Annotated in this window: 19 protein-coding genes and 1 tRNA gene; 11 read left to right on the top strand and 9 right to left on the bottom strand. The window is 60.1% G+C overall.

The window, feature by feature from the left end; translation table 11 throughout:
• Window positions 1-251: 251 nt before the first annotated feature.
• The 10 genes from C6Y62_RS10245 (at window position 252) to C6Y62_RS10200 (ending at window position 11,877) form a co-directional block, all read left to right on the top strand.
• Complete coding sequence (locus C6Y62_RS10245) at window positions 252-1,922, top strand: NAD+ synthase (RefSeq protein ID WP_173953825.1); 1,671 nt, start codon at window positions 252-254, stop codon at window positions 1,920-1,922.
• A 155-nt stretch (window positions 1,923-2,077) separates the two neighbouring features.
• Window positions 2,078-3,463, top strand: a complete 1,386-nt coding sequence (locus C6Y62_RS10240; protein ID WP_173953824.1) for a porin — start codon at window positions 2,078-2,080, stop codon at window positions 3,461-3,463.
• Between the two features lie 250 nt (window positions 3,464-3,713).
• Window positions 3,714-4,739 (top strand): sulfate ABC transporter substrate-binding protein, encoded by a 1,026-nt coding sequence (locus C6Y62_RS10235; RefSeq protein ID WP_173953823.1) that lies wholly within the window; start codon window positions 3,714-3,716, stop codon window positions 4,737-4,739.
• 111 nt (window positions 4,740-4,850) lie between these two features.
• A complete protein-coding gene (locus C6Y62_RS10230) occupies window positions 4,851-5,420 on the top strand; it encodes an RBBP9/YdeN family alpha/beta hydrolase (RefSeq protein ID WP_173953822.1) in 570 nt (189 codons plus the stop codon).
• Window positions 5,421-5,692: 272 nt separating this feature from the next.
• On the top strand, window positions 5,693-6,964 hold the full coding sequence (locus tag C6Y62_RS10225; RefSeq protein ID WP_068463110.1) for a porin: 1,272 nt from the start codon (window positions 5,693-5,695) through the stop codon (window positions 6,962-6,964).
• A gap of 303 nt (window positions 6,965-7,267) precedes the next feature.
• Window positions 7,268-8,104 (top strand): sulfate ABC transporter permease subunit CysT, encoded by an 837-nt coding sequence (cysT, locus tag C6Y62_RS10220; protein ID WP_173953821.1) that lies wholly within the window; start codon window positions 7,268-7,270, stop codon window positions 8,102-8,104.
• Window positions 8,104-9,000, top strand: coding sequence for a sulfate ABC transporter permease subunit CysW (gene cysW / locus C6Y62_RS10215; protein WP_173953820.1), 897 nt, complete (start codon window positions 8,104-8,106; stop codon window positions 8,998-9,000). The genes cysT and cysW overlap by 1 nt, the downstream gene beginning before the upstream one ends.
• Entirely contained in the window at window positions 8,997-10,082 is a 1,086-nt protein-coding gene (locus C6Y62_RS10210; RefSeq protein WP_173953819.1) for a sulfate/molybdate ABC transporter ATP-binding protein, read from the top strand. Before cysW ends, C6Y62_RS10210 begins: the two co-directional genes overlap by 4 nt.
• Complete coding sequence (locus tag C6Y62_RS10205) at window positions 10,079-11,020, top strand: CysB family HTH-type transcriptional regulator (protein WP_173953818.1); 942 nt, start codon at window positions 10,079-10,081, stop codon at window positions 11,018-11,020. Before C6Y62_RS10210 ends, C6Y62_RS10205 begins: the two co-directional genes overlap by 4 nt.
• Before the next feature lie 221 nt (window positions 11,021-11,241).
• Window positions 11,242-11,877 carry a hypothetical protein gene (locus tag C6Y62_RS10200; RefSeq protein WP_173953817.1) on the top strand — a complete coding sequence of 212 codons (636 nt, stop codon included), beginning with the start codon at window positions 11,242-11,244 and terminating at the stop codon, window positions 11,875-11,877.
• Between the two features lie 119 nt (window positions 11,878-11,996).
• Here the strand turns inward: C6Y62_RS10200 and C6Y62_RS10195 are convergent, their stop codons facing one another.
• Both C6Y62_RS10195 and C6Y62_RS10190 read right to left on the bottom strand, forming a co-directional pair.
• Window positions 11,997-13,121 carry a BaiN/RdsA family NAD(P)/FAD-dependent oxidoreductase gene (locus tag C6Y62_RS10195; protein WP_173954017.1) on the bottom strand — a complete coding sequence of 375 codons (1,125 nt, stop codon included), beginning with the start codon at window positions 13,119-13,121 and terminating at the stop codon, window positions 11,997-11,999.
• 214 nt (window positions 13,122-13,335) lie between these two features.
• Window positions 13,336-13,411: transfer RNA gene (locus tag C6Y62_RS10190), tRNA-Ile, on the bottom strand.
• Between the two features lie 196 nt (window positions 13,412-13,607).
• Here C6Y62_RS10190 and C6Y62_RS10185 point away from each other — a divergent pair.
• The gene (locus C6Y62_RS10185) at window positions 13,608-14,318 is read left to right on the top strand and encodes an SIMPL domain-containing protein (RefSeq protein ID WP_173953816.1); all 711 of its coding nucleotides are present in this window, start codon (window positions 13,608-13,610) and stop codon (window positions 14,316-14,318) included.
• A gap of 83 nt (window positions 14,319-14,401) precedes the next feature.
• Here C6Y62_RS10185 and C6Y62_RS10180 read toward each other — a convergent pair whose 3' ends face one another.
• From C6Y62_RS10180 to C6Y62_RS10150, 7 genes are all read right to left on the bottom strand, one after another.
• Entirely contained in the window at window positions 14,402-15,310 is a 909-nt protein-coding gene (locus C6Y62_RS10180) for a carbon-nitrogen hydrolase family protein (RefSeq protein ID WP_173953815.1), read from the bottom strand.
• A 78-nt stretch (window positions 15,311-15,388) separates the two neighbouring features.
• Window positions 15,389-15,979: a GNAT family N-acetyltransferase gene (locus C6Y62_RS10175; RefSeq protein ID WP_173953814.1), complete on the bottom strand. Its 591-nt coding sequence runs from the start codon at window positions 15,977-15,979 to the stop codon at window positions 15,389-15,391.
• 195 nt (window positions 15,980-16,174) lie between these two features.
• The gene (gene panD / locus C6Y62_RS10170; RefSeq protein ID WP_068463133.1) at window positions 16,175-16,549 is read right to left on the bottom strand and encodes an aspartate 1-decarboxylase; all 375 of its coding nucleotides are present in this window, start codon (window positions 16,547-16,549) and stop codon (window positions 16,175-16,177) included.
• A 28-nt stretch (window positions 16,550-16,577) separates the two neighbouring features.
• Window positions 16,578-17,006 carry a ketosteroid isomerase-related protein gene (locus C6Y62_RS10165; RefSeq protein WP_173953813.1) on the bottom strand — a complete coding sequence of 143 codons (429 nt, stop codon included), beginning with the start codon at window positions 17,004-17,006 and terminating at the stop codon, window positions 16,578-16,580.
• Window positions 17,007-17,145: 139 nt separating this feature from the next.
• Window positions 17,146-17,298, bottom strand: coding sequence for a hypothetical protein (locus C6Y62_RS10160; RefSeq protein ID WP_173953812.1), 153 nt, complete (start codon window positions 17,296-17,298; stop codon window positions 17,146-17,148).
• Between the two features lie 179 nt (window positions 17,299-17,477).
• Window positions 17,478-17,783 carry a hypothetical protein gene (locus C6Y62_RS10155; RefSeq protein ID WP_157066783.1) on the bottom strand — a complete coding sequence of 102 codons (306 nt, stop codon included), beginning with the start codon at window positions 17,781-17,783 and terminating at the stop codon, window positions 17,478-17,480.
• Window positions 17,784-18,020: 237 nt separating this feature from the next.
• Window positions 18,021-18,899, bottom strand: a complete 879-nt coding sequence (locus C6Y62_RS10150) for a TIGR01459 family HAD-type hydrolase (RefSeq protein WP_173953811.1) — start codon at window positions 18,897-18,899, stop codon at window positions 18,021-18,023.
• Window positions 18,900-19,011 lie beyond the last annotated feature (112 nt).

The raw sequence follows: 19,011 nt of genomic DNA, 5'->3' as shown, positions 1-19,011 counted from the left end.
GATGGCACCGAATGCAGCAACTTCGCTCGCCATGGAGCCAGACCGCAGGGCTAGCATTAGGCTTAGTGTCCCTGCCGGTCTAGGCTGCCAGAAGCTTGACGCAGCGGACGGTTGGCCGCACCGATACGATGTGGCAGGCGGGTTTTGCGGGTCAACGCCATGTCGTCGCTGGACCCGCATCGCAAGCGGTCCTAAATCATCCGGCTTTATAGCCTCTCACGACACCCTTGCAGCAAGCGCGAGCAGAACCTGTGCCATCCACCCTCAAGATTGCCCTCGCCCAGGCGAACGCAACCGTCGGCGATATCGATGGCAACATCGATGTCATGCGCACGATGCGGGATCGCGCCGCTGATATGGGCGCCGATGTCGTGGTGTTTCCCGAGCTGTTCGTCACCGGATATCCGCCGGAAGATCTGGTTTTGAAGCCCGCCTTCGTTGCGGCCGCCAAGCGCAGCGTCGAGCAGTTCGCCGCCAGTATGGGCGATGGCCCTGCGGTTCTCACGGGCACCGTCTGGCCGCATGACGGCAAGGTCTACAACGCCGTCGTTCTGATCGATAACGGTGCCGTGGAAGCGGTGCGTTTCAAGGTCGATCTGCCGAACTACGGTGTGTTCGATGAAAAGCGCGTGTTTGCCGCTGGACCGATGCCGGGCCCTGTCAACGTGCGTGGCGTACGCATCGGTGTGCCGATCTGCGAGGACATCTGGGGGCCGGACGTTGTCGAATGTCTGGCGGAAACCGGCGCGGAAATTCTCATCTCGCCGAACGGTTCGCCGTTCGACTGGAAGAAGCCCGACGTGCGCATGAACATCGTCGTCAGTCGTGTCGTCGAGAGCGGATTGCCTATTGCGTATGTCAATCTTGTCGGCGGTCAGGACGAGCTTGTGTTTGACGGTGGCTCGTTCGTTCTCAACGCCGACAAATCGCTCGGTGTGCAGTTGCCTGCGTGGGAAGAGGCGCTGGTGCTGACAACGTGGCACCGTGAAGATGATGGCTGGCGCTGCGCAGCAGGCGAGTGTGTAGCGCTGGAAACCGATGCAGGCGCCGCTTACCGCGCGTGCGTGCTGGGCTTGCGCGATTACGTCGACAAGAGCGGCTTTCCCGGTGTGTTGCTCGGCCTTTCCGGTGGCATCGACAGCGCGCTGGTGGCGGCAATGGCCGTTGATGCGCTGGGGCCTGCGCGTGTGCGCGCTGTGATGCTGCCCTACCGTTACACCTCGCAGGAAAGTCTGCGCGATGCCGAAGCGTGCGCGAAGGCGCTGGGCATCGATTACACGGTGCTGCCGATCGAGGATGGCGTTGCGGGTGTTACGGCAAGCCTTGCGCCGCTGCTTGCGGGCACCAACGCCGATGTCACCGAAGAGAACCTGCAATCGCGGGTGCGCGGTACGATGCTGATGGCGCTGTCGAACAAGTTCGGCAGCATGGTCGTCACCACCGGCAACAAGTCTGAGATGGCGGTCGGTTACGCGACGCTGTACGGCGACATGAACGGCGGCTTCAATCCGATCAAGGATCTCTACAAGACAGAGGTCTATCGCCTGTCGCGCTGGCGCAATGAAAACCTGCCGATAGGCGCATTGGGGCCGGCGGGTGAGGTGATCCCCGAGGCAATCATCACCAAGGTGCCAAGCGCGGAGCTGCGGCCGAATCAGACCGACCAGGATTCGCTGCCGCCCTATGATGTGCTGGACGACATTCTCAATTGCCTGGTCGAAAACGAAATGCCGCTGGCCGACATTATTGCGCGCGGCCACGCACCGGAAACCGTGCAGCGCATCGAGCGGCTGGTGTATCTGGCGGAATACAAGCGGCGGCAGTCGGCCCCGGGCGTGAAAATCTCATCGCGCAACTTTGGCCGCGACCGCCGCTATCCAATCATCAATCGCTTCCGCGAGCAGCTTGCCGATTCGGAATAGCCTTTCTCCTGGCGCAGCCCGACAAAGGGCGGCGTTATTGCATCATTTCCGCAGTTAAAATGGAGGAACTCGGCAAACCTGCCCGTCGGGACAGCCATACCGCCCAAGAATCAGGTCGAATGCGCCAAACGTGAAGGCATTGAGACAGAGCGGGCATGGGATCGGTGTGGTTGCGGTGGCTGAGAAACTCGGGCGCGGCGTTGGCCGTAGTTGCGACGAGCGTGATTCCAGCAAAGGGAATTGCTGCGGATTTCGACGCTTGCTGTTCCGATCTCGAAGCGCGCATTGCCGAACTTGAGGATACCGCGGCGCGCAAGGGCAATAAAAAGGTCTCCGTTACGGTCTCCGGTTGGGTCAACGAGGCGATCTTCGCCTGGGACGATGGCGTCGAAGACAACATCTACATCGGCACCAACACAGTTGAGCAGTCACGCTTCCGTTTCGCAGGCGAAGCGAAGATCAATAAGCATTGGTCGGCGGGCTTTGAATTTGAAGTGGGGGTCGTTGGCCACCCGGGCAACCAATGGAACCAAAGCGGCCCTAACTCTCCCAGTGCCAACCCCGCAAACCGAGAATTCTATCTGCTCCAGCGCAAGAGCAATTGGTTTGTGAAGAATACCGACTATGGCCGCGTGGCAGTTGGTTTGAATTCTCCAGCAACCTACCATCTCACCGACGACGCCGATGCAACGCTGACGCGGAATGTGAACGACGCTGAAGGCGCTGCCGTGTTTCTTGCCGGCTTTCAGGTGCGCATCAATGGTCAGTTCGTCAACGGATTGCGGTTCGCGGACATCCTGCGCGGCTTTAACAATCTCACGCCGGGCCAGAGCGGACGGCGCGACATCGTGCGATACGATACGCCGACCTGGGGTGGATTCTACATCACTGCCGCGTGGGGCCCAGACGATTTCGCCGACGGCGCCGTTACCTACAAGGGTGACATGGGCGACTTCAGCCTGCTCGCTAAGGCAGGCTACGGCATCAGCAATGATCCGGGCACGCTCCGTACCAACGCCGATGGATCGACGTATGTCGTCGGTGGAACGCCGTGCCTGTCCGGCAGCAACGTAGCGCTGTCCGAACCGGGGTTCAGGTGTCAGTGGGGCGGTGCCGCCGCCACCTTGATGCATAATCCGACCGGGCTGTTTCTCTACGGTGGCTGGGGCCGCCAGCACGTGCATACCGACCACGTTTTTCCTGCGGGCACGGCTCTGCTGCCGACGAGCGATATGTGGTTTTTGCAGCCAGGCATTGAGCGCAAGTGGCTGGACCTCGGCAAAACCAATCTGTTCTTTGAGTATCGACAGGACACCCCGGGCTCTAATCCGGGCCGGACCGTGTCGGCCAAAATCGTTTTCTGGCAGTTTGGCATTGTGCAGAAAATCGATAACGCGGATACGACGCTGTACGCACTCTATCAGCACACCGACGGCGAAGTGACCGGCAACGCGGCGACGGCGGCGCGCGGCGCACCGGCGGGCGTTTCAAAGATAGATGCGTTTCAGGAAGTGGTGATGGGTGCCAAGGTCAACTTTTGATTGGTGGCGGGCGTTCCGATGGAACGGGTTCAACGCGCGCTGCTTCAAATGTGGAGTTTGCAACACAGCCTGAACGGTTTCGCGTCGGAGAAAGGCCGTTCACCATAGTGAACGCCCGGAAATAACAGAACAAAAGCGCTCGCCGCCGGATTTTTCATAAGCTCTGCATTTCTTGTTGGTTCGGTTTGATCCAACCACTGACTAATTCTCAGCTTCCCGACTTGGGGTCAGGCAAGCAGAGGATAGAGCGATGAAGTTGACGATCACGCGCCGGCAGATAATTGCGCTGGCAGTTGCAGCGGGGCTGGCAAGCGGTGCGGCTGTGGCCAATGCGGCGGAGAAGTCGCTGCTCAACGTTTCCTATGATCCGACGCGGGAACTTTATCAGCAGTTCAATGCGGAGTTCGTCAAGCACTGGAAGGAAAAGACCGGCGAGACGGTCAAGATCAACCAGTCACATGGCGGCGCTGGAAAGCAGGCGCGCGCTGTGATCGACGGCCTGGAAGCGGATGTCGTCACGCTGGCTCTTGCCTATGACATCGATGCGATCGCCGAGAAGACCGGCAAGTTCCCCAAGGACTGGCAGACGCGTTTGCCGAACAATTCTTCGCCCTACACTTCGACTATCGTGTTCCTCGTGCGCAAGGGCAATCCCAAGGACATCAAGAACTGGGATGATCTGGCGAAGCCAGGCATCGGTGTCATCACGCCAAATCCGAAAACTTCGGGTGGTGCTCGTTGGAATTACCTCGCAGCTTGGGCCTTCGCTCTGCAGCAGCCCGGCGGCAATGAAGAGAAGGCGAAAGAGTTCGTCACCGCTGTATTCAAAAATGTTCCGGTGCTCGACTCCGGCGCCCGTGGTTCGACCACCACCTTCGTTGAGCGCAACATCGGCGACGTGCTTCTGGCCTGGGAAAACGAAGCATTCCTCGCCATCAACGAGCTTGGCCCAGACAAGTTCGAGATTGTGGTTCCCTCCCTTTCCATTCTCGCCGAGCCGCCTGTGACGCTGGTCGATGAGAACGCGAAGAAGCACGGCACGACGGAGCTGGCGCAGGAATATCTCAACTTCCTGTACTCGCCGGTGGGGCAGAAGCTGGCAGCAAAGAACTACTACCGTCCGTCAAAGCCGGAACTGGCCGACCCTGAGGACATCAAGCGTTTTCCGGAAGTGAATCTCATCACCATCGATGACGTGTTCGGCGGCTGGCAGAAGGCGCAGAAAGATCACTTCAACGACGGCGGTCTGTTCGACCAGATTTACGGTCGGAGCTGACGAGATCACTCCATCTGCGGAGCGGTGCGCATGCGCCGCTCCGCAGAAGTCCGTGAATAGAACGCACGCACGCCAGCTATTCGTCAGTAGACGCAGATAGTGGAGCAGGTCATGACCACGCATCTCATCGTTCCAGGTCTTCACGGCAGTGGCGCGGACCATTGGCAGACCTGGCTTGAAGCACGTTTGCCGAATGTTGAGCGCGTAGAGCAGGCGGACTGGAGCACGCCAAATCTGGAATTGTGGTCCGCCCGGGTACGCGCTGCCATCGACCGCGCTGACGGTCCGGTTGTTCTGGTGGCGCATAGTTTCGGCTGCCTCGCTTCCGTCGAGGCCGCAGCGCAACGGCCGGGCCGTGTCGGCGCCCTGATGCTGGTCGCACCGGCGGATCCAGAGCGGTTCGATGTCGGCGTTTTCATTCAAGATGGGCGGCTGCGGGTGCCTTCGGTTGTTGTCGCCAGCACCAATGATCCCTGGATGTCGTTTGATGGCGCGGCGCATTGGGCTTCGGCGTGGGGCGCCGAGCTGATCAATCTTGGTGCTGCAGGCCACATAAACCCTGCCGCCGGTTTTGGTGCCTGGCCGCGTGGGCTCGAAATTCTGGCCGACCTGCGCAATCGCGTTTTGCCGCCAAGCAGATCTGTTCGTCACGATGCTGTCGCCTGCGCAATCGGGCAGTGAACGGAGCATCGTTGACAATCGAGGTGGGACTGTCTGAGGAAAGGGGGCGAAGGTCAGTTAGGGGAGTGAGTTGATTTTCGGCGGCGTGTTTTGCGCCGCCATACGGTTTTTTAGTTGCGTAGCGTAGCTTAGGAGTAAGCGTAATGTATGGGGGAGTATCAGGCGGGGGTAGCTTGCGGGCTATCCTGGTCTCGGTGGGTTTATTAGCGGCGGCAGTCCCGGCATGGTCAGCCGATCTAGGGGGGAATTGCTGCTCGGATCTCGAAGAACGCGTGGCCGAGCTGGAAGCGACGACGGCACGCAAGGGCAACCGCAAGGTTTCGCTCGAAGTCTCCGGACACATCAATGAAGGCGTGTTGTTCTGGGACGACGGTTGGGAGAGCAACGCCTATGTTGTCACCAACGACAACTCGCGCTCCCGTTTCCGCTTCCGCGGCAAAGCCAAGATCAACAGCGATTGGGAGGCAGGTTATCGCCTTGAAATCGGTGTGCGGTCGAGCAACTCGAAGCGCTTCACCCAGAGCGGAACGGTGGCCGCGGCCTTCGATCTGCGCGACTCTCATTGGTACGTGAAGAGCAAGACTTACGGCACTGTCGCGGTTGGTCTGCAGAGCACGGCAACCGATGGCATCACCGAAATCAATCAGGCACAGACGCGCGATTTCGCCAAGTATTCCGATATCGAAGATACCGGATTGGGGCTCAATCTGCGTCGCAGAGATGGCGCCTTGGCGACATCTACCGCGGGCGGTGCCAGCGCGTATTCTTATTATACGTTGCTGGGCGGCTATGGCGATCAGCCGGGTGATGGCGAAAAGCGCTTCAATGGCGTGAGGTATACGACGCCGGAAATTTCCGGCTTCACCGCTTCAGCGTTCTGGGGCCAGGACGATTACTGGGATGTGTCGCTGGCATATTCGGGTGAGCATGCTGGCTTCAAGATTGAAGCCGGCCTCGGCTACGGTGAAATTACCGATGGCACCCAGACCCAAACCGCTTGCGCCTCCATCGGCGGTGTTGTTGTCGGCAGCAACGCCGATGCGAAGTGCAGTCAGTTCGGCGGATCGCTCAGCGTTCTGCACAGCGAAACCGGCCTTTATGCCAACTTCGCAGCTGGCATCAAGAAAGACGATCTGATCAACCAGACAAATCTGTTCTCGTTGCGCAATGCCAATGACGAACAGACGTTCTGGGCGGCGGAAGTCGGCATTGAACGGAAGTGGAACTCGCTGGGTAAGACAACCGTCTACGGTCAGTATTATCACTACGAGGGTGGCGGCAGCAGCCGGCGCATTGCCGGTGCGTTTGCCGGCACTGCAAATGCTGCGGCCGTGGTGGAGACCGGCGTTGAATCCTATGGCTTCGGTCTGGCGCAGGGCATCGATGCAGCAGCCCTGACGCTTTATCTTTCATATCGCCATGTCGAAGGTGAACTCGGCGTGGTCAACACGGACGGCGCGGGCAGGGCAGTAGCCGGGGCCGCATCGGGCGTGCCACTGGAAGATCTGAACCTGGTGTTTGCCGGTGGCATCATCAAGTTCTAAGGCGCCAGCAGTGTCATAAAACGAAAGAGAGCCTTTCCGGGCTCTCTTTTTTTATGGGCGAGCCGGTTCGCTATCGGCAGCACGTTATCGTGCGGTGTTCGCTATATGCGCAAATGTGAAAAGGAAATCGGAAATTGATTGTTCGTTGCCGGACGCCGGCTGGCTAGTTGTTGAGATGGGAGCGGGGGCAACGGATTGGAAACCTCCTCGTCGGGGCTGCTTTTCCAAAGCGGCTTGCCGCGCTGGAGGTGCATTTTCAACGGCGCAACCTGTTCCGCTTAGGCAACGTAGACTGAGGGTGAAATGCCTGGCGTCCGATCTCCTAGAGTGCTGCCCGGCTTCGGCCTATCAGTTGGCTTTACGGTTTTCTACCTATCGCTGATCGTTCTGGTGCCACTTAGCGCGGTGTTTATCAAAAGCGCTGAATTGAGCCCGGCCGAGTTCTGGTCGGTGGTTACGGCGCCGCGCGTGATGGCGTCATACCGGCTTAGCTTCGGCGCGTCTTTGCTTGCCGCTGCGATCAATGTCGTGTTCGGCTTGCTGCTGGCGTGGTCGCTGGTGCGCTACAGCTTTCCCGGCAAGCGCATCGTCGATGCATTGATCGATCTGCCGTTTGCGCTGCCGACGGCGGTTGCCGGCATCGCATTGACCGCCATCTACGCCGGCAACGGCATTGTCGGGCAATACCTTGAGCCGCTTGGCATCAAGGTCGCCTATACGCCGCTGGGCGTGGTTGTGGCGCTGATTTTTATCGGCGTACCGTTCGTGGTGCGCACGGTGCAGCCGGTGCTTGAAGATCTGGACGTTGAATTCGAAGAGGCCGCCGCATCACTGGGCGCCACACGTTGGCAGACGGTACGCCGCGTTGTTCTTCCCATGTTGGCGCCAGCGCTTCTGACCGGCTTCGCCATGGCATTCGCGCGCGCCGTCGGCGAGTACGGATCGGTGATCTTTATCGCCGGCAACATGCCGATGGTTTCGGAAATCACCCCGCTCATCATCATCACCAAGCTTGAGCAGTACGACTATGTCGGAGCCACCGCTGTTGCTGCGGTCATGCTGATCGTGTCGTTCGCACTGTTGCTGATCATCAATGGTTTGCAGGCCTGGACAGCCCGCAATAATCGGAGTGGACGTTGATGGCAGGGGTTGCTTCACACGCTTTCGGTTCCCGCGCGCACGCTGCGCGGTTCGAGAGGAATCCGGCGGCCCGCGAGCCTGCGGCCGTCAAGTGGATCATCATAACGGTCTCGATGCTGTTCTTCGCATCGTTCCTGCTGCTGCCGTTGTACGCCGTGTTCTCGGAAGCGTTGCGCAAGGGTTGGCAGGCGTATTGGGAGGCGCTGGTCGAACCGGATGCGGTAGCATCGATGCGTTTGACGCTGCTTGCGGCGGCGATAGCGGTGCCGCTCAATCTGGTGTTTGGCATCGCCGCAGCCTGGGCAATCGCGAAACACGATTTTCGCGGCAAGCACGTGCTTGTAACGCTGATTGACCTGCCCTTCTCGGTGTCACCGGTCATCGCGGGCCTCGTTTATATTCTCGTGTTCGGCGCGCAGGGCTGGTTCGGCCCGTGGCTGTCGGAGCACGACATCAAGATCGTGTTCGCCGTGCCTGGCATCATCCTGGCGACGATCTTCGTCACGGTTCCATTCGTTGCGCGCGAACTCATCCCGTTGATGGAGGCGCAGGGCCGCGAAGAGGAAGAGGCCGCATTGGTGCTTGGCGCCACTGGCTGGCAGACGTTCTTCCGTGTGACGTTGCCGAACATCAAATGGGGCCTGCTGTATGGCGTCATTCTGTGTAATGCGCGCGCGATGGGTGAATTCGGTGCAGTATCGGTTGTTTCGGGGCACATCCGCGGACAGACGAATACCATGCCGCTACAGGTAGAAATTCTCTACAATGAATATAACTTTGCTGCGGCTTTCGCGGTTGCGTCTCTTCTGGCTTTGCTGGCGCTGGTGACGCTGGTCATCAAGACCGTGATTGAGTGGCGACTTGGACGCGAACCACATCCGATTGGGGCACCATGAGCATCAGAGTTGAAAACATCCAGCGGTCATTCGGTGCATTCAAGGCGCTGGACGGTGTAACGCTCGATTTTCCCACCGGCGAACTCGTCGCTTTGCTGGGCCCGTCAGGTTGCGGAAAAACCACGCTGCTGCGCATCATTGCCGGCCTCGATTTTGCCGATAGCGGGCGCATTCTGCTCGACGGCGAAGACGCCTCGTCAACGCACGTGCGCGAACGTAAGGTCGGGTTTGTGTTCCAGCACTATGCGCTATTCCGGCACATGACTGTGTTCGAGAATGTCGCCTTCGGTCTGCGGGTAAAGCGCAAGGGGCGGCCGCTTGATAAGGTCATCCGTGCCAAGGTGACGGAGCTTTTGAAGCTTGTGCAACTCGACTGGCTGGCGGACCGCTATCCGGCGCAGTTGTCGGGCGGCCAACGTCAGCGCATTGCGCTGGCGCGCGCACTGGCCGTTGGTCCGAGCGTGCTGCTGTTGGACGAGCCATTCGGAGCGCTCGACGCAAAGGTTCGCAAGGAACTGCGGCGCTGGCTGCGGCGCTTGCATGATGAACTGCACATCACTTCAATCTTTGTGACGCATGATCAGGAAGAAGCACTGGAGCTCGCTGACAGGGTTGTGGTGATGAACCGAGGCAAGGTCGAGCAGGTTGGAGCTGCCGAGGACGTTTATTCGAACCCGGCAACGCCGTTTGTCTACGAGTTCCTGGGCGCGGTAAACGAGTTCCGCGGCAACGTCGTGGGCGAAGGGCTCCAGGTCGGCACCGACGTCATTCCCCAGGTTGGGCGCGGCTACGGCAACGGCCAGCAGGTCGTCGGCTTTGCGCGTCCGCACGAGCTGGATATTGTGGTCGATCACGCGAACACCAACGTCGGTGTGCCTGCACGCGTGAACCGTATTCTTAGCTTCGGCCCGGTCGCACGTATCGAGTTGTCCAGGCTGAACGGCGGTGGGGAGACGACTGAGCAACAGTTCGAAGTTCAACTGCCGGCACAGCGCCTGGCCGAACTTCAGTTAACAACCGGACAGGCCGTACGCCTTTTGAGCAGCCGCTTGCGCCTATTCGATCAAGGATCAGTGAAGTGAACTTTCAGCAGCTACGCATCATTCGCGAAGCGGTACGACGCAACTTCAATCTTACTGAGGTGGCCAACGCGCTCTACACGTCGCAGTCCGGTGTCAGTCGTCACATCAAGGATCTTGAGGACGAGCTCGGGGTCGAGCTGTTCGTCAGACGTGGCAAGCGGCTGATCGGACTGACCGGGCCGGGTCAGGAACTGGTGCCGATCGTTGAACGGCTGCTGCTTGACACCAAGAACATCAAGCGACTCGCGGACCAGTTCTCGAAAACCGACAGCGGCGATCTGACGATCGCCACCACGCATACGCAGGCGCGTTATGCCTTGCCGCCGGTTGTGGTGCAGTTCAAAAAAGCGTTTCCGAACGTGCGCCTGATCTTGCATCAGGCCAGCCCGAAGGAAATCCTGTCGATGCTGATGGACGGCAGCGCTGACATCGGCGTTGCAACTGAAGCGCTTGAGGACAAACCCGAGATCGCGGCCTTCCCATACTATTCGTGGGAGCATGCGGTTATCGTACCTCGCGGCCATCCCCTGACGCAGGCCAAATCATTGACGCTGGCAACCATCGCTGAGTGGCCGATCATCACCTACGATGCCGGCTTTACCGGTCGTTCGCACATCGACGCCGCGTTCGATGCCGCTGGCCTTGAGCCCGACATCGTGATGACCGCGCTCGACGCTGACGTGATCAAGACCTACGTCGAGCTGGAGCTGGGCGTCGGGATCATTGCTTCCATGGCCCACGACAAGGCGCGCGATTCCGTGGAGCTGTTGTCGGCCGACGGTTTGTTCGCCCGCAACACCTCGCGCATCGCCGTGCGCCGTGGCCGCTACCTGCGCGGGTTCGCCTACAAGTTCATCGAATTGTGCTCGCCGGAACTGACCGAGCCGGTGGTGCGTGCCAAGCTCAACCCGAAAGAAAGCGCCGAACTGGCCTATTGATCATGGCGTCGTCCGGGACCCAGCCGAGGTGGTGGGTTCCGGACGGCTCAGTCACGGTTCAGCGCGCAGCCACAAACACGCTTGCGCGCATGGATGCAGCCGCCTCACGTAGCTGACAAAACGCCAGCGGGTTGTGCGACAGCTGCGACCGCGTCTGTCTTTGGAACTCGTGCGCAATCTCTCGTTTGATCTGATCCGGCGGCGACAGATCGAGCAGAAGCATGTTCAGGCGGATGCGCATACTGGGTGCAACCGCAAACCGCTGCAAGCAACCGCTAGCTTCGGCGCTCAACGCGTTCCGTCGGCAATCCGGATTTCAGGTCACGTCGGCTGCTGCGGCTGTGCGCGGCGGCGAAATAAGCTTCATCACTGCATGGGCGATGACCGAAACCGAAAACTATCGCAACGCTGACGGCGATTTCATGCGGGTGAATGTCGATGGTGCCCGCGCGCCGGCGCAGAACAGCCCGGGCTCACGGCTTGCAAAGCTGCAAATCAGGCCGAACGACACCCACAACTTCAACTTTGGCTTTCTGAAGTACGAGAACGAGTTCACAAACTCGTATTACGATTGGCTGATCGACAACAACACCTACTACATGAATTACGCGCTGACGCCGGGCAACAATCTCGTCGAAGCGCGGGTTAACCTCTACTACAATCAGACCAACCTGCTGTACGAGCCGAACAGCACCAGCAGCAGCTATCGTGGGCGCACGACAGAAGCGTTGCGCTGGGGCTCAAGCTCTTTTACGGCGCCTCCTACAACATGGACGATTACAGCGTTACGTATCGCGGCGCCAACGCGCCCGGAACGCTGGAGAAGGCGAGCGGTTTTGCCGACGGTACGCGGCTGAAGGTCGGCTTCTAATCTCCAAAAGCAGTTGCCGCCTTCCAACACCATCCGACGGCGGCAACTGTCTCATGGCTATCTGCGTGGCAATGGCTACGTGGTCAGTCGACTGACTGTGAAAACCTAGAGAGCAATCCCGGCTGCCGTGCCGCTGGCCCACGCCCATTGAAAATTGTAGCCACCGAGCCAACCCGTCACGTCCACGGCTTCGCCGATTGCGTACAGCCCCCTGACATTCTTGGCTTGCATGGTCTGGGAAGAAAGCTCATCGGTGCTGATCCCACCGGCCGTAACCTCGGCTTTGGCAAAGCCTTCTGTGCCGTTGGGACGAAACCGCCAGTCAGAAAGCTGCCGCTGAATACCTTCAAGAACCCGGTCGGGGCTGTTCGCGAGATCTCCACTAAGTCCGATGCGCTCGTCCAGAGCTTCGGCAAGACGCGCCGGCAAAGTATGCGCGAGCACTGAGCGCAACGCGGAGCGCGGGTGGCTGCGCTTTGCGTCGACGAGCCGAGCTGATCCGGGCGGCAGAAAGTCTATTCCGATCTCCTCGCCTTGCTTCCAATACGAAGATATTTGCAGGATTGCTGGGCCAGACAGGCCTCGGTGAGTGAACAGCGCAGCTTCGCGAAACTCGACCTTGCCGCAGCGTGCAACGACATCGGTGGCGACGCCGGACAGCGATTTGAACAGGGCTTCCTCGCTGCCGAGCGTCAATGGCACGAGCGCCGGTCTTGGGTCGACGACCGCGAGGCCGAACCTGCGGGCGATGTCATAGGCAAATCCAGTCGCGCCCATTTTCGGAATGGAGGGACCGCCTGTAGCGATCACGAGCGCTGGCGCGGTCACCGTCTCATTGCCGTAGCTAACGCGGTAAACGCCATCGGCGTGTTCGAGCTTGCTTACTTGGCGCCCAAACCCCAGCTCCACGTGCCCTTTTGCGCATTCGTGCAGCAGCATAGCGACGATCTGTTTGGCAGAGCCGTCGCAAAACAGCTGACCCAGTGTCTTCTCGTGCCAGGCGATGTGATGGCGCTCGACCAGCTCGACAAAATCTTCGGGGCGATAGCGGCGCAGCGCCGACTTTGCAAAGTGCGGGTTGGCGGAAATGAAGCGCTCCGGCGACGTGTGCAGATTGGTGAAATTGCAGCGGCCGCCGCCAGAAATGAGGATTTTCTTGCCGGCCTCATTGGCATGGTCGATCAGCAGAACGGAGCGCCCGCGTTGACCTGCGGTGGACGCGCACATCATCCCGGCGGCGCCGGCGCCGATCACAATCGCATCGTAGCTTCTGGATTTTGTCTCGCTCACGGAACCGAGATTGCCTCATTGTTTTTGCGAGTGGCTAAGGCAAACCGGTGCGGCAAACCCCGCAGATCGTCCGTCGCCATCTGGACCCGCCCTCAGGCGCATGAACCAAACCAACGCCCGCAGGATTGGTGCGGCTGCTGCGCGCAAATAAAAATGGTGGGCCCGCCAGGATTCGAACCTGGAACCAGACGGTTATGAGCCGTCAGCTCTAACCATTGAGCTACGGGCCCGAACTGGGGGCGTCAGCCAAAGGAGTGGCCGCCAGTCGAAGCGCGCGCTCCTCATAGCAGAATTCGCGACAAAATCCCAAGATGACGATTTGCGCACCAAAACGTCCCATATGTCGTGAAACGTCCCATATGTTCGGTTAGTCGACACGGCTTCGGCAACGCAAATACCCCCCGTAATCACTCAAGGTTCGAAACTATGCGCTTTTTCACAGCACACTTCCGGCCCGCGATGGCTGGCCTCGCGCTGCTGGGCTTTGCTTCCGGCGCCCAGGCGGACGACGATAAATCGCGCCGCACGGTCACCGTAACGGCGAGCGGCAGCGTCACCGTGGAGCCCGATCGCGCCCGAATCTCGTCCGGTGTCACCGCCGAAGGTAAGACCGCGCGCGAGGCGCTGACCGTCAATTCGGCGGCGATGCGCAAGGTGATCGATGAATTGAAGGGCGCCGGCATCGACGCCAAGGACATCCAGACTTCGCAGTTTCGTGTCGAGCCCCGCTACACGCGGCCGATGGAAGGGCAAGCCCCCGCCATCGACGGCTACTCGGTGAGCAACGAGGTGCAGGTGCTGGTGCGCGACCTCGACAAGCTCGGCGATATTTTTGACCGGCTGGTTACTGCGGGTGCAAACCGCAGTGCAGGGCTGAACTTCGAAGTCAGCAAGGCAGAAACACTGCTGGACGATGCACGCAAGGAAGCCGTCGCCAATGCACGCCGGCGGGCTGAATTGTTTGCGGCTGCGGCCGGTGCTTCCGTGGGTGAGGTGCTGACCATCACCGAAGGCGGCGGCGAGGGCCCGCGGCCGGTGTTTATGTCGGCGCGCGCGATGAAGGCCGATGCTGCACCCATCGAGCGCGGCACCGAGACGCTCGAGGCCAGCGTGACCATCACGTGGGCGCTGAAGTAGTCGCCACGCACTGGTGCGAAAACAAAATGCGCCGGGAGATACTCATCTCCCGGCGCATTCTTATTTAGTTTTGGCGGCAGCCGTTACGTCAGCTCAACAACCTCAACCCTGTCGGCGAGCGATGCAGCGCCAGCCTGGTTTGACCAATCCGAGAAGTTGCGCATTTCGCCTGAGGTTCTGAGGTGCCGCAGCCGCGCAAGGTCGATCTCGCCAACAACCCATTCCGGTGCGTTCATCGTGCCCTGCACCAATACGCCGGTGTCGGAAACCGTCTGCTCCGCCGGCACATAAATGCCCGCCGATCCGGAATTGAAATCGACAGCCGGCGACCACGGCGCTTCACCCACTGTAGGACTGACAATAGCCGCAATCTGGTTTTCCAGCGCGCGCGCCCGCGAACCTGTACGCACACGGTGATAGCCGGAGATACGCTCGGTGCACGATGGCACCAGCAGGATTTCCGCGCCTGCTTCCACCATCGCGCGTGCCAGCAGCGGGAACTCGCTGTCGTAGCAGATGTTGATGCCGATGCGGCCGAGCTCGGTGTCGAACACGCGCGCGTCGGCGCTGGCGGTGATGCCCCAATCAACCTCGAACGGTGTCATGATCAGCTTTTCCTGCACGCCGACATTGCCCTTCGGCGTCACCAGCGGAGCAGCGTTGACATAGCGGCCATCCGGTTTGCGCGACGGGCCACTGCCGACGAGGATGAAAACGTTGTGGCGCATCGCCAGTTCGCGATGGAAGTCGATGCGCGACTGCTCAAGCTCCGCAACCGCATGCAGCGTAGCGGCCAGATCGCTGTAGACGTGCTCGCCAAGCGCAGCAGCCTGTTCGATGGCGGCATATTCCGGGAACACCAGAATTTCCGCGCCGGTCGCCGCGCCATTGGCAACCCAGCCGGCGATCTTGTGGCGCCATTCGTCAAGATTGGCGGGCTGCCCGATCGGGTACTGCGCGCTGGCAGCCTTGAGGGTGGTGCGAAGGCTCATGACATTCTCAAAATTTCAGGCGTTGCAACGGGGAGATGATCGCGCGCACGCAACCGGATCGGCGCGCTGCATCATGCATCACAGCGGTTTCATCCAGAACTGCATCTGGTGTGTTGTCTCTTCGCTCTGGTCGATGTCCTTCCAGTCGTAGGTCGCAACCAGACCATCGACCGGCGCATAGCCGCGCTTCTTCCAGAAGCCATCGAGCGGCAGATAATCGGCGGGCTTCAGCGGATGATCGTCCGGGCGCACCACGCGGCAGAACGTGGAGTGCGTGAAGCCGCCGAGCTTGCGCGCGTGCGCCTCGCGACCATCGAAGAACGCGTGGCCGAGCCCATGACCGCGATGCGATTTTAGCAGCACGGATTCGCCGCAGTAAAAGATCTTGTTGAGGTCGAAGCCGGCTTTCTCGAACGGCTCGGCGAATTCATCGGCGTGCTCGATCATCGGCGCAGCCGTTGAGGCACCAACGATCTCATCGCCATCCTGCGCGATGATGCACACGGCGCCAGGCGCAGCGGCGAACTGGGCCAAATACTTCTCTTCGTATTCGAGCGTGCCGTCATACAGATACGGCCAGTCACGAAACACGATGATGCGCAAACGGGCCAAAGCCGGCAGCACATCATGCAGCTGTTGGCCGGTGAGGGATTTCACTTCAAGAGCCATTACAGGTTCTCCGGACGATGATCGCTATGCGGCCTATCGATCGGCAGCGTGAATGATCGGTCCAAATCATTGGCCAGAGCCGCATTGCGATTGTGAGCAAAGCCATCGTGCTCTGACGGGTGAAAGACAAATCGCCCCGGACTTTATCAGCCCGGAGCGATTTGGCATCAGCTTCATGCGGTGCGGTGGAGCAGCCTAATCGGCCGACGGGCTGTCCGTCACACCGGTGATCTTGTTGCCTTCGCCCAGCAGGACAATCTGCGGGTGATGGTTTTTCGCCTGCTCAAGATCAAGCTGCCCATAGGCGCAGATGATGATCTTGTCGCCGTTGCACGCCATACGCGCCGCCGCGCCGTTGAGACCGATGACACCGCTGCCGGCTGGCCCCTCGATCACGTAGGTCGAGAAGCGCTGGCCGTTGTCGATGTTGTAGACCTCAATGCGTTCGTTCAGCAGCAAGCCGGCGGCAGCAATGAGATCAGCGTCGATCTTCAGCGAACCCTGATAATGCAGGTCGCATTCCGTAACGGTGGCCCGGTGCAGCTTGCACCTCAGCATAGTGACGAGCATGGGGCGTTGGTCCTGTCGCGAACGAAGGTCAGCCGGAAACCTGCGCGATCCAGTCGGTCAGGTTGTAATAGGTGGTGACGCGGGCGATCTTGCCGTCGCGAATGGCGAAGAACGTACCGGCCGGCAGAATATAGGTCTGGCCGTTGGCGTCGGGAAGACCACTGTCCGTGGCCTTGTAAACGCCGTGCACGTTGAATTCAGCGGCGGCGCGGGTGCCGTCCTCGTTCACCATCACGGAGATGTTCTCAAGCTTCTCCTGATAGTGATGGTCCATGCGGGCGTTGAACGCCTTGAACTTGTCGAGGCCGACGCGGCGCTCGCCCTGATTGACATCATGAATGATGTCATCGGCGAGGCATGCGATCATGCCTTCACTATTGCCGCCGTTGAAGGCTTCGTAATAGCGGCGGATGAGGGCGGCGGTTTCGTTCCGCGCCGTGCTGTCGGCGTCGCTCATGGCAGCTCCAGAAAGGTTCGAGTTCGGAAGCGCTCATTAGCAGGTCAATCGCCCGACTGCTACCCTGCCGGCAGCGACATTGAGCGCGATTTTTCCCGGCCGGAAATTAAGGCTGTCGACGGCCCGATTCACGCTTCGATCAGGCGTGGCCGCGATGCCGGGAGATCATATCTCCCATTTCGCCAATTGTGCGGCTGGCCGCTCGGGTGATCTGGCGCATCCAGCGGGGCAGGCGCTGGTCGGCGACAGCATCTTCGAGCCGATCTTCAATCGCGTACAGGAAACGGGCCATTTGTTTACTCAAAATACTGTGCGGTCGGCGACTAGGCTGCCGCAAATGAGCTGCCGAGACTGGCCAGAGGGCGTGCGCCCGTATTCTCGACAATAGCCGTAATGATAGCGCGGTCAAACACAGAGTTCAGACTGTCAGAGGGCATCGGACGTCGTCCGGCTGCCCTCTGGGGTCTGCGCTCAGCGGCTGGCGGAACGACGCGAAAGGCGCGACTTCGGCACGTATCCAGCGTCGGCGAGGGCGGCGATGCAACCCTTGGACAGGCGTGCACCTACGGCGCGCATGCACCGGTTGGTCTCACGGCTGTTCGGCGGATTGCTGCTGCAATGGGTGAAGTAGTCGTTGGCGCACGCGCTGCGGACTTGCGGGCTTACGGCCTGCGCCGAAACCGTGAGAGTGACGGAAGCAACAATGGCAACTGCTGCAACCAATGCTGCGCGGCTGGCGTGAAGACGGAGGCGTGAGGAGGGGCGAGCGAACATCATGCGTGTTCTCTTTCATCGTTGCACGCGCCGCCATGGATAGTCGCTGATCGGGCTGCGGCTGCAGTCCGGCAAACCGGATGAAGCCGAAACCGGCAAAAGCGATCGTGCCGTGGGGGCGGTAGACGTCTCAGGCGTCTACATACAAAGATGAACCGTTAAGGTAACCGACCGGTAAACGTCTGATCGGGCGCCCTGTTTTGTTCGCGCCAAACGCAAATTATGATCGCCGTACGGTTGTCACCAGACAAGCTTTTCCATCACCGCGATGGGTTGCGGTGCGGGCGGAGCGAACAGGCTCTGCAGTTTTGCTTCCGACAGTGACGTTGCGCCCATCGTTTCTTCGCGGTGGATGCCCGATGCCACGAAGATGGCGTCGATGCCGTAGGCTTCCGCGCCTTTCAGGTCGGTGCGCAGGCTGTCACCCACAGCGATGATGCGCGACTTCGGCACTTCGGCGCCGCGAAGTTTGTTGGCGCTGGCATGCGCCGCTTCATAAGCGTTGGCGAATGGCTTGCCGGCCCAGAATACCTCGCCGCCCATACGCTCATAGAGATCGGCGATGGCGCCGGCGCACAGAAACTGTTTGCCGCCAACATCGACAACAAGGTCGGGATTGGCGCAGATAAAAGGCAGCTTGCGTGCGAGTGCCTTTTCCAGCAGCGGCCGGTAATCGTCGGCCGTTTCCGTCATGTCGTCGTTGAGGCCCGTGCACAGAATGGCTTCGGCGTCGTCAAAATCGGTGCGGGCCGCCTTAACGCGCAGAAACGTCGCCGCGTCCCGCTGCGTTGGGCCGATACAATAGATGGTGCGATAGCCCATCGCGTCGGCGTGCTGAAGCGCAAGTTCACCAGAGGAAACGATGTCGTCCCAAGTGTCATCCGGCACGGCGCGGCTTTCCAGCATGGCGGAGACGCGCGGACCGGGAACCGGCGCGTTTGAGACCAGCACAACGGTGCCGCCGTTGTTGCGGAACCGCTGCAGCGCGTCGCACGTGGTGGGGAAGGCCTTCAGCCCATCGTGCAGCACACCCCAGACATCGCAGAAGATCACGTCATAGTTGCTCAGCAACGCACCGGCATGGGCGAGTATCGGTGGTGCAATAAGGTTCTGGGTCATGTGAGGGGAGTACTCTTTGCGATGGGTCGCGGGCGGGGCGGCTTGAACAAGGGGCACGGCTAGTTTCACCATTTTGCGCGCCAAGGCTAGTGGCTGCGACCGCCGCACCATT

This window comes from Hyphomicrobium sulfonivorans, assembly GCF_013306565.1.
GTDB classification, from domain to species: Bacteria; Pseudomonadota; Alphaproteobacteria; order Rhizobiales; family Hyphomicrobiaceae; genus Hyphomicrobium_A; species Hyphomicrobium_A sulfonivorans.
Note: the sequence above shows the minus strand (reverse complement) of the source record. Positions and strands in the feature narration are given on the sequence as shown.

Coding starts and splice junctions, on each gene's coding strand:
- C6Y62_RS10150 (WP_173953811.1), bottom strand. CDS start 18,899: ATGACCCAGAACCTTATTGCACCACCGATACTCGCCCATGCCGGTGCG.
- C6Y62_RS10210 (WP_173953819.1), top strand. CDS start 8,997: ATGAGCATCAGAGTTGAAAACATCCAGCGGTCATTCGGTGCATTCAAG.
- C6Y62_RS10240 (WP_173953824.1), top strand. CDS start 2,078: ATGGGATCGGTGTGGTTGCGGTGGCTGAGAAACTCGGGCGCGGCGTTG.
- C6Y62_RS10185 (WP_173953816.1), top strand. CDS start 13,608: ATGCGCTTTTTCACAGCACACTTCCGGCCCGCGATGGCTGGCCTCGCG.
- C6Y62_RS10165 (WP_173953813.1), bottom strand. CDS start 17,006: ATGAGCGACGCCGACAGCACGGCGCGGAACGAAACCGCCGCCCTCATC.
- C6Y62_RS10160 (WP_173953812.1), bottom strand. CDS start 17,298: ATGGCCCGTTTCCTGTACGCGATTGAAGATCGGCTCGAAGATGCTGTC.
- C6Y62_RS10235 (WP_173953823.1), top strand. CDS start 3,714: ATGAAGTTGACGATCACGCGCCGGCAGATAATTGCGCTGGCAGTTGCA.
- C6Y62_RS10180 (WP_173953815.1), bottom strand. CDS start 15,310: ATGAGCCTTCGCACCACCCTCAAGGCTGCCAGCGCGCAGTACCCGATC.
- C6Y62_RS10175 (WP_173953814.1), bottom strand. CDS start 15,979: ATGGCTCTTGAAGTGAAATCCCTCACCGGCCAACAGCTGCATGATGTG.
- cysW (WP_173953820.1), top strand. CDS start 8,104: ATGGCAGGGGTTGCTTCACACGCTTTCGGTTCCCGCGCGCACGCTGCG.
- C6Y62_RS10200 (WP_173953817.1), top strand. CDS start 11,242: ATGTTCAGGCGGATGCGCATACTGGGTGCAACCGCAAACCGCTGCAAG.
- cysT (WP_173953821.1), top strand. CDS start 7,268: ATGCCTGGCGTCCGATCTCCTAGAGTGCTGCCCGGCTTCGGCCTATCA.
- C6Y62_RS10155 (WP_157066783.1), bottom strand. CDS start 17,783: ATGATGTTCGCTCGCCCCTCCTCACGCCTCCGTCTTCACGCCAGCCGC.
- panD (WP_068463133.1), bottom strand. CDS start 16,549: ATGCTCGTCACTATGCTGAGGTGCAAGCTGCACCGGGCCACCGTTACG.
- C6Y62_RS10195 (WP_173954017.1), bottom strand. CDS start 13,121: ATGATGTGCGCGTCCACCGCAGGTCAACGCGGGCGCTCCGTTCTGCTG.
- C6Y62_RS10230 (WP_173953822.1), top strand. CDS start 4,851: ATGACCACGCATCTCATCGTTCCAGGTCTTCACGGCAGTGGCGCGGAC.